The sequence below is a fragment of the Komagataeibacter diospyri genome (genome assembly GCF_006538165.1).
GTDB classification, from domain to species: domain Bacteria; phylum Pseudomonadota; class Alphaproteobacteria; order Acetobacterales; family Acetobacteraceae; genus Komagataeibacter; species Komagataeibacter diospyri.
This window is the reverse complement of sequence record NZ_BDLU01000014.1, coordinates 91008-105943: the sequence shown is the minus strand read 5'-3', so window position 1 is coordinate 105943 and position 14936 is coordinate 91008. Positions and strand designations below refer to the sequence as shown.

The window sequence follows — 14936 nt, the reverse complement described above, 5'->3', positions numbered from 1 at the left end:
CACTTTATTGTGTAGCGACAGACGACATAAATATAGACACAAGTAATAACAAACAATAAGCAAGAGAAAATCTTCATGACATACATTACCGATGCCCTGGACCACGGCCTGTCCCGGCGGGCCGCCCTGTGTGGGCTGGCCGGTGGACTGGCGCTGGCGGGACTTGACGCGGTCCGCATCCCGCAGGCAGCGGCGGCATCCGTGCATGCGACCGTTATCGCCACCTCCCCGCGCTATCTATGCAATGCGGTGGCCGCGACACGTGACGGAACACTGTTCCTTGGCGCGCCCCGGTGGGATCTTATGGCAGATACGCCCAGCGTGTTCCGTGTTACGTCGGATGGTATGCTCCAGCCCTTTCCGGGCGGTAGCTGGAACGAATGGAAACCGGGCGCCGATGCGGCCAGCGCCTTTGTCATGGTCAATGGCCTGCATATCTTCAGCGACGATACATTATGGGTCGTCGATCAGGGGATCGACCCGACAAAAAGCACATCCGTGCCGGGCGGCCAGAAACTGGTGCAGCTTGATCCCCATGACGGCAGGGTGCTGCAGATCCTGCGCTGGGGTAATGATATCCTGCCGCCGGGTTCGGCCATGAATGACCTGCGCATTGCGGGCGACCTTATGTTCGTGACCGATTCAGGTCTGGGCGGGATCATCATCCACAACATGCGCAGTGGTGAGACGGTGCGCAGGCTGTCGGAACATCCGCTGCTGCGGGCAACGCCGGACAAGCCACTGCGCGGGCGTGACGGGCATATACTGCGCGACAGCACTGGCAAACGGCCACTGGTCCATTCAGATATGCTGGAAATCACGGCTGACCGGAAATGGTTCTATTTCTCCACCCCCTCCGGTCCGCTGCGCCGCATCCCGACTGATATCCTGCTGGATGCCAGCCTGACCGATGGCCAGCGGGCCGGACGGATCGAGAAGGTCATCGACCTGCCGACAATCATGGGGACTGCCATCGACACGCTGGGCAATCTGTACTTTGCCGATGCCGAACATGGACGGATTGTTGTCCTGACACCGGAAAAGAAACAGCTTACGCTATTTGAAGACGCACGCCTGGTTGACGGCGACGCCCTGTTTATCACGGCGGACCGACGCATGCTGGTGCCGGTTGCGCAGACGGAACGCCTGCCCGCCAACAATGCTGGCGTAAATGCCCTGAAGCTGCCTTTCATCAGCCTTGGCTTCCCGCTGCCGGATATGCTGGATGGGCACAAACTGGGTGGAGTGGTGAGCAGTTTGTGATCTCCCCTCCGTGTAATTATTAATAACCACATACGTTTACCTATAATAATACCACCAATTAAAAGTAAACACGTTGAACAGATTCCGTGTGGACGGATCTTTTCTGGCGCGCCTCGCCCTGCTCGCCCGAAGCATGGTCCCGCAGGGATATGGTGGCAATGCCTGTCTGGAGAGAACAATAATGAAGCGGCGTGACGTAATAAAAGGCGGCCTGGTGCTGATGGCGACCTCCACGCTGGCCTCCATATACAAACCAGCCTATTCCAAAACCTATGTCGGCGGCAGCGGTGCCTGGCGGGCCACGCCGCCCCCACCCCTGTCGGTGGTTGATGGCAGCCGGCTGGTTTACCTGACAGCAGATGAAGCCAGACTGGTTGGTGCCATATTCGATGTCCTTATCCCCGCTGATGAACTGGGGATGGGTGCGACAGAAGCAGGCTGCGTAACTTTTCTGGACCACCAGCTGGCAGGCCCGTATGGCACGGCGGCAAAGGATTACAAACTTGGTCCGGTCGTCGAGGGCCTGCCCCAGCAGGGCCCCCAGAGCATCATGACACCTGCGGAAATCTACCGGAAGGGACTGGCTGAATTCGAACAGGCCGTGCATGCGAAATTCGATAAATCATTTACTGATCTGTCCGAAGAACAGAAAATTGCGTTTCTTAAAAGTATCGAAAGTGGCGCGATCGCATTCGATACCCTGAAATCCGACCAGTTTTTCGTGCTGCTGTTGCAGAATGTGCGTGAAGGCTACCTGGCCGATCCCATGTATGGCGGCAACCGCGACATGGTGGGCTGGAAACTGGTCGGATTTCCCGGCGCCATTTATGACTATCGCGACTGGATCGTATCAAAACGGGGCAAGAAAATTGATATCCACCCCATAAGCCTGCTGGGCCGCGCCTGATTGCGCCATGTCCGGCATGGTGATGAGAAGCACGATTATAATAAAAACCAAGGTGCACCTGAATGAATTACAAAAGGCCAAAGGCCGATGTGGTCATTATCGGGCTGGGTTGGTCCGGCTCCACAATGGCGGAAGAACTGACCCGTGCGGGGCTGAAGGTCGTCGCGATCGAACGTGGGGCATGGCGTGATACCTCGACCAGTTTTCCCACCACACGCGATCCCGATGAACTCAGCGGGTCCGTGCGCAAGGAAATCCTGCAGGCCCCGGTAACCGAAACCTATACCGTGCGCAACAAGGTTGGCCAGACCGCCCTGCCCATGCGCAAATACCACAACCTGACACTGGGCAATAACGTGGGCGGCGCAGGCACGCACTGGGCGGGTGCAAGCTGGCGGTGGCTGCCATTCGATCACCAGCCCTACAGCCATGTCATGCAACGCTATGGCGCAGGACAGCTGGTGGATGGCCTGATCCTTCAGGACTGGGGGGTGACCTATGACGACCTTGAACCCTTCTATGACCGGTTCGAGAAAATCGCGGGTACATCCGGCACCGCCGGCGTGGTCAACGGGCAACGCCAGCCCGGTGGCAACCCGTTCGAGGGATCGCGCACCGCCCCCTACCCCACGCCCGCGCTGGAACGATCGCGCGCCAACGTGCTGTTTGCGGAAGCGGCGACGCGGCTGGGCTACCATCCCTTTCCCGTGCCGTCGGCCATGATTGGCGCGCCCTATAAAAATGCGCTGGGCCTGAACCTGGCGCCATGCACCTATTGCGGGTACTGCCAGCTGTACGGCTGTGGTAACTGGTCAAAGTCCAGCCCCAATATCTGCATCCTGCCGGTACTGATGCAGCGCCCGAATTTCACAGTTGTGACGGAATGCGAGGTCATCCGTATCAACACGACGCCTGACAGGAAAATGGCAACCGGGGTGACGTTTGTTGATTCCGACGGCAATATTGGCGAACAGCCTGCCGATATTGTCATCACCGCGACCTTTACACTGGATAATACGCGCCTGCTGCTTCTGTCGGGCATCAGCACACCGTATGATGTCGCATCGGGACAGGGTGTTGTCGGGCGGGCCTTTACGTTCCAGACCCTGTCGTGGGGCTTCATGTTCTTTGAAAACGAGTACCTCAACCCGTTCATGAACACCGGCGCCCTTGCGACCCAGATCGACGATTTCAACGGCGACAACTTCGACCATACGGGCCTGGGTTTTATCGGGGGGGCTGGTATCCAGTCGCTCAGCAACCAGGGCCTGCCGATCGGCATGGCGGGCCTGCTGCCACAGGGCAGCCCGCAATGGGGCAAGGGCTGGAAACAGGCCTTCCAGAAAGGCTACCAGAATTACGCGCAGATTCAGGGACAGGGCACAAGCTTCGCCCATCGCGAACAGTTCCTTGACCTTGACCCGACATACAAGGACCGTTTCGGCCAGCCGCTGCTGCGCATTACGTTTGACTATAATGAAAACGACCGCCGTTCGGGCCGGTTCATCCGCGACAAGTGCGTTGAAATCGCGCGTGAGATGGGGGCAACGCAGGTCGGGGGGGATTCCTTCGCCGATCGGCCCTATTCCGGTTATACGCCATGGGATTCATCGCATGTACAGGGTGGTGTCGTCATGGGTGAAGACCCGCGCACCAGTGTGCAGAACCGGTACCAGCAGAACTGGGATATCCCCAACCTGTTTGTCCTCGGCGCGTCATCCTTTCCCAATAATGCCGGCTACAACCCGACAGTCGCCGTGGGGGCCACGACCCTGTGGACCGCAACAGCGATCAAGGACCTGTATCTCAAGAACCCCGGCCCGCTGGTAAGGCTATGATCATGGCAAAAAACCTGCTTCGCAATGCACTGCGCACCTGCATGCGTGGTGGCATGCTCCTTTCCGCGGTTACTTTTATGGCCCACGGCGCGAAAGCACAGGACGGGGCCGCCGATGCGCAGATCGAACGCGGCCGCTATCTGGCGATAGCGGGCGACTGCCTGGCCTGTCATACCGCCCCTGGCGGCAAGCCATTCGCGGGTGGTCTGGACCTGAAGACGCCTTTTGGCATCATCACCGCCAGCAACATCACATCAGACAGGGAAACGGGTATAGGGTCATGGACGCTGCAGCAGTTTGACGGCGCGGTACGGCATGGCAAAAGCCCGACCCGGTACCTTTATCCCGCCATGCCCTATACCGCCTATGTCAAGATCACGGATGCGGACCTTGCCGACCTGTGGGCCTATATCCGGACCATTCCACCGGTCAGCAACAGGGTTGTCGCGAACAAGCTGCCATTTCCCTATAATATCCGCGCGCTCATGATCGGGTGGAACATGCTGTTCTTTAACAGATCTCCCTTCACCCCGGATACGTCCAAAAGTGCGCAGGTCAACCGTGGTGCCTATCTGGTCGAAGGGCTGGAACATTGCGGCACCTGCCATACCACCAAGAATGCCTTTGGTGGTGACACACGGGCCGCCTATCAGGGCACGTCGCTGCAGGGATGGTATGCCCCGGATCTGAGCAACAATACCCATACGGGTCTGGGTGGATGGAGTGCGGATGACATCGTAACCTACCTGCGCGCTGGCACCAACCGCCACACGGCGGCATCGGGACCAATGACGGAGACGATCGAAAATTCTACCCAGCACCTGACGGATGCGGACCTGCAGGCCATTGCCGCCTATTTCAAATCCCTGCCGCAGCGCACCGTTACGGTCCCTACGCCCCTGCCCCCCGGCAACCGGCAGATGATGACGGGCGCACGGGAATTCGTCGTACAGTGCAGCGCCTGCCATGTCAGTAATGGTGCAGGTATTGCAAACATGATTCCCACGCTGCAGAACAACCCGGCAGTCAACGCGCCCAACCCGGACAGCCTTATCAACATCGTGCTCAGGGGCACCAATGGCCCGGTAACGGCAGCCAACCCGACCGGGGCTGCGATGCCGTCCTTTGGCTGGAAACTGCATGATGACCAGATCGCCGGCATTCTGACCTATATCCGCAACAGCATGGGCAACGCGGCCCCCGCGGTTCTGGCAAGCGATGTCGGACGGGCACGCAAGGCCATCGATGCCCAGCAGGCTGTCTGGCATTGATGATTGTTTTAGGAAATAAAATGATGGGATAATGCCTACAATTACATTTAAATAAAAAATTCCAGTGCCGCCTTTTTAATAAGGCGGCATTTTTGAATATTTCTTGAATAAATTTTAAATAAAAATTTCTTTATACTATGCAGATCTACTCCGCATCACAGGGAGCGATCGGCAATCAGGGACAGCAGGGCTTCGGCTGCCGGACTTCGATACCGTTCCTTGTGCCGCAGGCCGTAGAATGACCGGATTCCCAGCGCCTGCGGCACGGCATGCAGCGTACCCGCGTGCAGCGCGGGGGTCACAACCAGTGACGACAGCGCGCCAATGCCTGCCCCGGCTTCGATCGCGGTTCGCACCCCCTCGTTGGATGGCAGGACAAGGCTTACGTTCAGTTCCGCCGGTTCTATCCCGAACTGGCGCAGGTTGTGTTCCAGCGTGGCGCGGGTACCCGATCCCGGTTCACGCATGACCCAGCTGGCGGCGCGCAACCACTGCGCATCGACCGCGTCCGGCAGGCATGGACTGGCCTGTATGATGGTCAGGCGATCGGTCCCGATGGGCCATTGCGCCAGAACTGGATCATCGACAATCGCCTCGACAATGCCCAGATCCACTTCCCCGTCCCTGACGCGGGTAGCGGCTTCTTCCGTATTGGTGATCGCCAGTTCGACTGCGACGTGCGGGTATTTCCGTCGGAACGCGACAAGGGTAACAGGCAGCCAGTACGCCGCGATGGTCTGGCTGGCGACAACGCGCAGCGTGCCCCGCTTCAAACCGCTGAATTCCTCCAGCACGGCTTCCGCTGCACTGGCGCGGGCCAGAACGGCCCGGGCTTCGGGCAGGAACAGCCGTCCAGCCTCGGTCAGGCGGATACCACGTCCCACACGATGGAACAGCTTGACCCCGTGCCGTTCCTCCAGCGTTGCAATGCCGGCCGATACGGCGGACTGGGTCACATTCAGGGCACGGCTGGCCGCCGTGACATGTTCACGTTCCGCAACGGCGATAAAAAGACGAAGCTGTTCCAGGGTCATGACTACCCATACCACGATCAATCACGATTTCCGATTGGAATCAGAAGAACTATGAATTGGAATTATGTAATGCCCTTCCCCTAACCTGCGTGGCGAAAGGAAGAATGCCGTGACAACCCTGCCACGGTGGTCCCTGCCCATCGGGGCACGGCAGGTACCGGGCATCGGGCTATGTCTGGTGATTACGGGTCTCGCCTGCCTGCTTGAACGCATGGAAGGAATGGTGTTGGGCAGGGTATGGCTGGAAACACTTAATCTGGCCCTGCTGGCCGGTCTCGCCTTCCGGGCCATGCATGTGCCGGGTCCGGTATGGATGCCGGGCATCCGGTGCTGTTCACGCACGCTGCTGAATGTCGCCATTGTGCTGCTGGGCACGTCTTTCAGCATTGACACGGTCTTTTCCGTGGGGCCGTGGGTTCTGGTGGCCGTTGCGGGAGTCGTGGCCTTCAGTCTGGTTTTTACATGCTGCATCGGACGCATGATGGGGCTGGATACCCGTCAGACCCTGCTGGTCGCGTGTGGCAATTCCATCTGCGGCAATTCCGCCATCATGGCGGCGGCCCCCGTTATCCGCGCCGGGGAACGCGATATTGGAGTCACCATTACATTCACGGCTGCGGGCGGTCTGGTGATCGTTATCGGCATACCGCTGCTGAGACCGTTTCTGGACATGAGTGACATGGCGCAGGGCGCCCTTGCGGGACTGACCGTTTATGCGGTGCCGCAGGTTGTCGCCGCGGCCGCCCCGTTCGGTGCGGGCGCCATCCATATGGGCATGCTGGTCAAACTGGTGCGGGTGCTGATGCTGGGGCCGGTATGTGTCATCCTGTCCATACTGTCCGTCCGGCCTGAAACCGGGCGGGACAAACATGGGAAGCGGCCATACGCCCTTACCCGCCTGGTACCATGGTATATCACGGGGTTCATGGCCATGATGACCGTCCGGTCACTGCACCTGATCCCGGCAATGGCCGTGGGACCGATCAATACAACAGCGGCGGTCCTGACCGTCCTCGCCATGGCGGCGCTGGGACTGAGTGTGGATATCCGTTCGGTCCTTCGAACGGGGCGGCCGCTGGCCCTGACCGTCATGCTGTCCCTTTGTGGCCTGTTGGGTATCAGCCTGCTGGTGGTTACGGCTGCATTCCGTGGATAACCATCACGTCATGCATCGCTAAGGTTATTTACTGGCATGACAGGCGGTGGGGTGACGGATGATGCATTCTGCCGCTTCGCGCATCATCTGGATACCGGGTAAGGGTTTTGCCCGTCGCGCATGGGCATTGATCCTGCGGCCGTCTGGCGCTGATTTTATAATTGACGGGTCTTTTTGCCTAAATTAAACGAAACGGGTTCGTTCTGTTAGAGGACGCGAATATGTCATATCCCTTTTTACGTTGGACACATCATGAACTGTTTCAGGCATCTGGGCCTCCTGGTCCTTGCGGGCTTCCTTGCCGGTCATGGCATGGCCCGCGCGCAGGCAGGATGCGCGGACACGGACGCACGGATTGATATGTCAGCCCATCAGGTGGGTGCGGGTATCGGCTACCTGTGGGGAAAAGGCACGTTATATGACGGCACGCATACCTATCCCTTTACCGTGCGCGGCGGGGGCGCGTTCAGCCTTGGGGGCATTGCCCTGTCGGGTCAGGGCTGCGTGCGCAACCTGCCACGCGTGCGCGATTTCAATGGCACATACTGGACCGTGGGGGGGACTGCGACACTTCATCATGGCACGGCAGGTGTTGTCATGGAAAACGCCCACGGCGTCGATATCAACCTGAAGGCAAAAACCCGTGGCGCGCAGGTATCAGGTCAGGTTGGCCGCCTTTCCTTCCATCTGCTGGAGACCACCCATTCGCAATGACCGTTTGAATGAAAACGTCAGTTCTGGCATCCCGATGCGGATATGTCGTGCTTCGGGCCTGTGAATGACGTGGGGTGCTTGCATATCCTGACTGATCGACCGTAGTTAAGGACGGAAGCATGCCTGTACCACCACGACCGCCACATACAGGGGGACGTCCGACACCGGAAGGGTCAGCGCAGCTTGACCGGCATGTCCTTGAGGTCGCGACCACGCTGTTTGTAAAACAGGGCTATGCCGCGACATCCCTTGAACAGATTGCCCGCGTCGCGGAATGCAGCAAGGCCAGCCTGTACCGGCGCTACTCCTCCAAGGCGGCCCTGTTCAAGGCGGTGGTGGCCGCACGCGGCAAGCACCTGCTGGAGGAAGCCCGCGCGGTCGAGGCCTCTTCAAAAAATCCGCTGCTGGCGACAAAGGAAATCGCCCAGTTCTTCCTGACCTTCATGCTTCGTCCCGAAACGGTGGAAGCCTACCGGATCGTCATTGCCGACGGACACCGCATCCCTTCCGTGGTTGATGACATGATGGCGACAAGCGTGGAACCGTTTGTCGCAACCATCAGCCGCCTGTTGAAAGCCGCCGCCGATGCGGGACATATTGAGTCCATAGACCATGAAGAAACCACGCGTGTCCTGATGGGCCTTGTCCTTGGATGGCCATTGCAGAATACCCTGCTGGGACAGAACAAGCTGCTTGATCCACAGATGCGCCAGCGCTTTTTCGAACGGGCATGGCAGATCTTCATATCGGGCATCAGCCGCACGGCGCCCTGACGTCTTTCCTCCCGGCACGGAACATGAAGGGCCACGTGATCCGGGCTGCTTCCATCCCATTTGACACCCGCGTTCAGGCTGGTTTTTTCATGATGCAATTACATGCCATGTTGCGATACGAAACGGTATCGTATATATAATTCATGAGTACCACCCCCGGCCCCATCGTATGATCAGGGGCAACGGGCCGGTTCAGGATTTCAGTCCATACGGCCATTCATGGTGGATGCACCATGAATAATGACGATAGAGAAATAGATATTCATAATGTTCAGTAGTTTTAAACTGACCAGTGCGGAACGGGAGGCGCTGAATGCGATCTCGACCAGAATACACCGGCCTGCAAAGCGCCGTATCTATACCCAGGGGGATCCGGGGAACTACATCTATCGTATCCGTTCGGGCGCCGTGCGCCTGGAACACCAGCTGAAGGACGGACGTAACCAGATTTTCGCCTTCCTGTGGCCCGATGACATGTTTGGCACCCAGGAAGGCGGGCTGTACCATACGTCCGCCATTACCCTGGTGGATACATATCTGTTCCAGATTTCCTATTCCGCACTCAAGAGTCTGGTGGAGGTGTACCCCCGTGTACAGACGCTGTTCTTACAGCAGGCGCTGGATTATGCGAAAACGACGGAACGTCACCTGCTGCTGGCAACCTATCCCCTTGTGGTCAAAAGGCTGGCCGGTTTCCTGCTGGAATGCAGCAGGCAGGCGGATTTTTTTGACCGGAAGTCCAATATCCTGACGCTGGCCATGGACCGCAAGGATATTGCCGACTACCTGGGCTTTGCCATTGAAACCACCAGCCGCACACTCAAGGAACTGGAGGATATGGGCCTGATACAGCGTCTGTCTGCCCAGCGCATAAAGTTAGACCGCGACAGGATCGGGGCGATTATCTGACCGCCCCCTCCCCATTCTCCGTATCTTCCCCTGTCCAGGGAAACCGCAACCTTATTCCCGCCATGGCAGGGGCACGAACCCCGGCAATGCCTCGATCCGTTCCAGCCACGCCCTGACAGCGGGATAGGGATCAAGGGAAATGCCGCCTTCGGGTGCATGGGCGGTATAACTGTAGCAGGCCAGGTCGGCCAGCGTGGGGCAGTCGGCCGCAAGATATGCGCGGTCACACAGATACGCATCCATGAAACCCAGTAACGTTGCCGCCCGCGCCCGGGCGTCGGCCGGTTCACCTTTCTTATGGAACAACGCCACCATGCGGGCCGCTGCCGGCCCCTGTCGCAGTTCCCCTGCCGCGATCGACAGCCATCGCTGCACATGCGCTGCCCCGACGGCATCATCGGGCAGCCATTGCGTGCCCGCGCCATAGGCCTTCGCCAGATAGACAAGGATCGCATTGCTGTCCGCCAGCACCAGATCCCCATCACGCAGGACCGGAACCTGCCCCAACGGGTTCAGGTGCCTCAGTTCCGATGAGGAGGCGTCCACGACCTCGAAATGATACTCAAGGCCCAGCATCGACAGAAGCAGCCTTACGCGGTGCACATGACCCGATAAGGACATGCCGTAAAGTGTTATCATAACGACGGTTCCCCTTGTTTTGCCAACCATAGCATTGCTGCCATATCCGCGGACAGCCCTGCCCCTTGTCACATGCCTGCCCCATGCATAGTGTCAGGTTACGGGTGATGTGACGACAGGCGACACGACGTAGCTGCTCAGACATCTTACCAATCGCGTTTCACCAGCAGCCGGGGGACCGTAACCGCCAGCCTGAATTCCGCGGATACATGGAGGCAACATGATGGAACGGCGTTCCTTCAATTCCATCCTGACGGGACTGTGGCTTTCCCTTGGTGGCGCCCACGGGCGGGCTGCTGCCGCGCCGCCACCGGTCCGGAGTGAAAGTTTCATTCTGTGCGCCAATGACTGGGTGCCCAACAATCCGAAACTGCCGGTTATCCTGTACCGTAACGCCCTGCCCGTAAGCGGGAATGACCCGGCAACGGTGTTCGAGGGCCTGTTCCAGCATAATGGCTGGCCGCCACAATGGCGCAACGGGGTCTATTCCTTCCACCATTATCACACCATGGGGCACGAGGTTCTGGGATTTTATGGTGGTTCCGCGCAGTTGATGCTGGGTGGTGCGAACGGGCGGGTGGTAGACGTGCGGGCAGGCGACATCGCCCTGCTGCCCGCAGGCACCGGGCATATGAATATGGGGTCCAGCCCTGATTTCGCCGTAGTGGGGGCATATCCACCGGGACAGGATTTCGACATCGTGCGCGACGCCCCGAGCGGGCCACAGCGCGCCCGGCTGGCGTCCCTGCCCTTTCCCGCTTCCGATCCGGTTATGGGGACACATGGCCCCACGACGCGGGAATGGCGTTACTGAAGGGCCGCCACGTTACCCGGAGCGGACGGATCAGGTTATTCCACGGGCGCCTGAACGGTAACGCCGCGGGTGGAATCATGCATGTGTCGCCGCGCCCGCCACTCTTCCATAGCGAGGCGTTCGAAATGGATACGCTGACGTATCCAGTTCAGCATGCCTGAAAAGGTTACGACGATAATGCCGACAATCGTCCAGTTGTCCAGCGGCTGGCGAAACAGGAAATAGCTGAATGCCACGGCCCACAGCATCTGGCTGTATTGCGGCAGGGCCACACGGTTGGCGGGCGCGCGGGCTGTCGCCATCATCATCAACAACTGGCCCAGTGCGGCCAGAAACCCGTAACCGAACAGGAACAGCCACGTCTTTAGCCCATGCGGCCAGTGCGCATGCCCCACCATGAGCAGCCCATCCCCCACCAGCGGGCCAAACAGGCTGGATCCGAACAGCGACAGCCGTGGCGTATTGTTGCCCGCCAGCCGATAGGCAATGACACCAACGGCGTTGGCCACCGCCGCGATCACGGCGCACAGATGTCCCAGATGCAGCGCCCGCACGCCGGGCCGCAGCACGATCAGCACGCCCACAAACCCCAGAATGACCGACAGCCACGCCCAGCCCGAGACTTTTTCACGCAGCAGCGTGACCGACAGGACCGTCACGAAAAACGGCATGAGGAACATGAGCGAAAGCGCTTCGGGCATGGGCAGCAGCATGAAGGCTTCGACACTGGCCGCGGTGGAAGCAAAGATGGCGATCGCGCGCACCACCCACATGCCCGGACGCTGGGGGGAGAAAATATCGCGCAGGGATTCATCGGGCTTGCGGATGAACGGGATGATCAGGAAACCGAACACGCCACCGGAAAACGCGACCTCGAAGGGATCAAGCTGACCGGCCAGCAGCTTTGAATACGCATCACTGATCGAAAAGGAGGAATATGCCGCAAAGGCCAGCATCATCCCCGAGGTAAAGAAAGACATGTTCATCTGCGTTGCCCGTAGCCGGAGAAGCGGACAGTATGAATGCAAAAGAAGGTCAGGGCCAACATTGGATGAGACGACCTGATATGCCAGCGTGCCACCCATGTTAAACATGGCCGTGCAGCGGGATATCCTGTTGCGCGAAAACGGGAATACGCCCAGCCGCCGGCTGCCCCGGACAGGGGACTGGAAATCAGTGTCTGGAAAGTTTTATTTTCTATCAACTGGTTGATCCGGGCCACGCTCCTGCATGACAGTGCGTTCGATCGGGTCATCCACGCGGCTGAGGTTGCGGACATCACGGCGGTAGCACCGTGGCGTCGTGCGGCATATCTCCAGAAACTGCCGGTTGAAGTTGGACAGGTTGGCAAAGCCCGCGGCACTGCTGATTTCGGCGATGGACGCATCGGTTTCTGCCAGCATGCGGCAGGCGTGACTGACCCGCAGCCTGCGCATGAAGGACACGAATGTCGAACCCGTCGCCCGGCGGAACAGGCGTGAAAACGCAGGACCGCTCAACCCGACCTGACGGGCCATGTCCGCCTGCCGGATATCATGCGGACCGCCTGACAGCAGGTGACGGATCACCCGGTCCATGCGTTCAAGGTCCCGATCCGCGACCCTGGCCTGCCCTTCCGCGCCAAAGGGAGCAATGCCGGTCAGCCGCTGGCGTGGACATGCGGCGAGACCCGACAGCAGCCCGATCAGGGCCGCAAGGCGCGCGGCGTCGTTCATGCCCCCCATCGCCGCCAGTCGGGCAGCCAGCACGGGCACCATTGGCCCGGTAAACACAACCCCGTACCGTGCATCCGCCAGCAGGGTGGACACCGCTTCCAGTTCCGGACACAGGCCCACCAGTTGGCGCAACCAGTCACCACGGGCCTGCATTACGATATCCCGTCCTGCAATCCGTTCGCCCATCGACAGGTCACTGAACCACCCATGCGGCAGGTCCGGCCCCACCAGCACCAGATGGCCGGGGGCGAACGTGCCCAGAAAATCACCCACCATGAAATGCCCTGTCCCGGCCGTAATCAGGTGCAGTTCATATTCAGGGTGATAGTTCCACCGCGCGCAGGCGGCTGGGTAGTCGTGGCGATGCCAGACAAAACTCTGCCGGGGACCGGGCTGTATGACCTCGAATACCGGGGGGCGTACCGCGCGGCTTTCCCCCATATGGGCATGCATTACTCCGCCGGCGTGGGCGACGGGTCAGAATGGCTGATATCCAGCCCGTCACGCACCGCCTGCGCCTTGGCACTGGAAGCAACATCCATGGCATGGACGCCACGTGGCTGCACCAGCCGGATGAAGCATGTCAGCACCGCGCCAAGAAAATACAGACTGGCAAAGGTCACGACCACGCCCTGCGTCCCATATCCCGCCACCAGCACCGTCGCCAGTGCCGGCCCGGCAAAGTTGGCAAGACCGCCCCCAAGGTTCTGCACCGATACCGCCGCACCCTTGTGTTCGGGTGCCAGCATGGGAAAGATCGCCCCCATTGGCACGAATGACGTGATCGTCAGTGCAAACAGAAGGGCCGCGAAGATCGCCACTACCATATTGCCCGGGGCGGCGTGCGGCAGGTAGTAGAACGCCAGCGTTGCAATGCCGCAGCCCACGAAGCCGACCCAGCGCATCTGCCGCAACCAGCCGATCCGGTCGCCTACGATCCCCCACATGACATTGGTAAAGGGCTGTACCAGAAAGAATATGCCGTATATCCGCAGCCATTGCGGCATGGTGAACCCGCCTTCGGCTGAAGTATAGAACAGCGGCATGACGACCGGGAAACCGAACAGCGACAGGTTGCAGATGATCCGTGTCACCAGCGCCAGCGCGATATCACGGTTATGGACGATCAGCGTCAGACCCCGGCTGATTTCGGTCAACTGATGGCGCAGGCTGCGTCCTTCGTGACTGTCGATCGCGGCAGGCGCATCATCGCGTATGGCAAGAAACGCCAGCAGGCCGCCACACCCGACCCATGCCAGCGACATCCACAACGTTGGCAGGAAACCGATGGCGGGAATGGTGAAGCTGGGCAGAAAGGAGGCAATGATGCCATAGCCGATCGTAAACATGGACCATACCCAGCCAATGGCCGAAGCCAGCCTGTGGTCAGGCGTGCGCTGCACGATCCAGAAGAAGAATGCATAGAAAAACAATGGATAGGCGAACCCACGCAATCCGTAAAATACCAGCATCAGCACAAAGTCATGCCGCATGACCCCGCCGGACAGGAACGCGACATGGCATACCACCCACCACAGCGTCCCGATGGCCATGATCCGGCGGGGGCCGTACACTTCCGCCAGCACGCCGGACAGCCAGCTTGCCACTGCCGCAGTCGCCCCATACACGGTAAACAGCAGCCCAGCCTGACGGGCGGAAAACCCTATGCCCGTCACGTATTTGGACAGGAACGCGACCTCGATCCCGTCGCCGGTCATATACAGCGCAACCGCGACATAACCCCAGAACAGCGCCACCGGCATACCCCATATGATCGGGGATGCAGGGGGATTCATGGATGCACCGCCATTACCGGCGGAATTGTTCATGGCATTCATTTTTTCATGCCTTTTGTTTTTATTGGGCAGACAGCCTGCATGCCGCATGCCGTAAGTAGCGCTAC

At 59.4% G+C, this 14936-nt stretch carries 14 protein-coding genes; 9 read left to right on the top strand and 5 right to left on the bottom strand.

What is annotated here, in order from left to right:
* Positions 1–75: 75 nt before the first annotated feature.
* The 4 genes from MSKU9_RS02530 to MSKU9_RS02515 all read left to right on the top strand — a co-directional run bounded on the left by MSKU9_RS02530 (position 76) and on the right by MSKU9_RS02515 (position 5279).
* A complete protein-coding gene (locus MSKU9_RS02530) occupies positions 76–1263 on the top strand; it encodes an SMP-30/gluconolactonase/LRE family protein (protein ID WP_227002326.1) in 1188 nt (395 codons plus the stop codon).
* A gap of 181 nt (positions 1264–1444) precedes the next feature.
* Positions 1445–2170, top strand: coding sequence for a gluconate 2-dehydrogenase subunit 3 family protein (locus tag MSKU9_RS02525; RefSeq protein WP_141259776.1), 726 nt, complete (start codon positions 1445–1447; stop codon positions 2168–2170).
* A gap of 62 nt (positions 2171–2232) precedes the next feature.
* Complete coding sequence (locus tag MSKU9_RS02520) at positions 2233–4008, top strand: GMC family oxidoreductase (RefSeq protein WP_141259775.1); 1776 nt, start codon at positions 2233–2235, stop codon at positions 4006–4008.
* Between the two features lie 2 nt (positions 4009–4010).
* A complete protein-coding gene (locus MSKU9_RS02515; RefSeq protein WP_227002325.1) occupies positions 4011–5279 on the top strand; it encodes a c-type cytochrome in 1269 nt (422 codons plus the stop codon).
* Between the two features lie 155 nt (positions 5280–5434).
* Here MSKU9_RS02515 and MSKU9_RS02510 read toward each other — a convergent pair whose 3' ends face one another.
* Positions 5435–6313: a LysR family transcriptional regulator gene (locus tag MSKU9_RS02510; protein ID WP_141259773.1), complete on the bottom strand. Its 879-nt coding sequence runs from the start codon at positions 6311–6313 to the stop codon at positions 5435–5437.
* Positions 6314–6422: 109 nt separating this feature from the next.
* Between MSKU9_RS02510 and MSKU9_RS02505 the strand changes: the two genes are divergently transcribed.
* From MSKU9_RS02505 to MSKU9_RS02490, 4 genes are all read left to right on the top strand, one after another.
* Positions 6423–7469, top strand: coding sequence for a YeiH family protein (locus MSKU9_RS02505; protein WP_227002324.1), 1047 nt, complete (start codon positions 6423–6425; stop codon positions 7467–7469).
* Positions 7470–7721: 252 nt separating this feature from the next.
* Positions 7722–8183 carry a hypothetical protein gene (locus MSKU9_RS02500; RefSeq protein ID WP_141259771.1) on the top strand — a complete coding sequence of 154 codons (462 nt, stop codon included), beginning with the start codon at positions 7722–7724 and terminating at the stop codon, positions 8181–8183.
* Positions 8184–8302: 119 nt separating this feature from the next.
* A complete protein-coding gene (locus MSKU9_RS02495; protein WP_141259770.1) occupies positions 8303–8956 on the top strand; it encodes a TetR/AcrR family transcriptional regulator in 654 nt (217 codons plus the stop codon).
* Between the two features lie 267 nt (positions 8957–9223).
* On the top strand, positions 9224–9865 hold the full coding sequence (locus MSKU9_RS02490; RefSeq protein WP_141259769.1) for a Crp/Fnr family transcriptional regulator: 642 nt from the start codon (positions 9224–9226) through the stop codon (positions 9863–9865).
* A gap of 51 nt (positions 9866–9916) precedes the next feature.
* On the opposite strand, the gene MSKU9_RS02485 is transcribed toward MSKU9_RS02490, so the two are convergent.
* On the bottom strand, positions 9917–10504 hold the full coding sequence (locus MSKU9_RS02485; protein ID WP_141259768.1) for a glutathione S-transferase family protein: 588 nt from the start codon (positions 10502–10504) through the stop codon (positions 9917–9919).
* 223 nt (positions 10505–10727) lie between these two features.
* Here MSKU9_RS02485 and MSKU9_RS02480 point away from each other — a divergent pair, with 223 nt between their 5' ends.
* On the top strand, positions 10728–11318 hold the full coding sequence (locus MSKU9_RS02480) for a cupin (RefSeq protein ID WP_141259872.1): 591 nt from the start codon (positions 10728–10730) through the stop codon (positions 11316–11318).
* Positions 11319–11353: 35 nt separating this feature from the next.
* On the opposite strand, the gene MSKU9_RS02475 is transcribed toward MSKU9_RS02480, so the two are convergent.
* From MSKU9_RS02475 to MSKU9_RS02465, 3 genes are all read right to left on the bottom strand, one after another.
* Positions 11354–12304 (bottom strand): DMT family transporter, encoded by a 951-nt coding sequence (locus tag MSKU9_RS02475; protein WP_141259767.1) that lies wholly within the window; start codon positions 12302–12304, stop codon positions 11354–11356.
* 204 nt (positions 12305–12508) lie between these two features.
* Complete coding sequence (locus MSKU9_RS02470; protein WP_141259766.1) at positions 12509–13486, bottom strand: AraC family transcriptional regulator; 978 nt, start codon at positions 13484–13486, stop codon at positions 12509–12511.
* Positions 13486–14862: an MFS transporter gene (locus MSKU9_RS02465; protein ID WP_227002323.1), complete on the bottom strand. Its 1377-nt coding sequence runs from the start codon at positions 14860–14862 to the stop codon at positions 13486–13488. Before MSKU9_RS02465 ends, MSKU9_RS02470 begins: the two co-directional genes overlap by 1 nt.
* Positions 14863–14936: the final 74 nt, after the last annotated feature.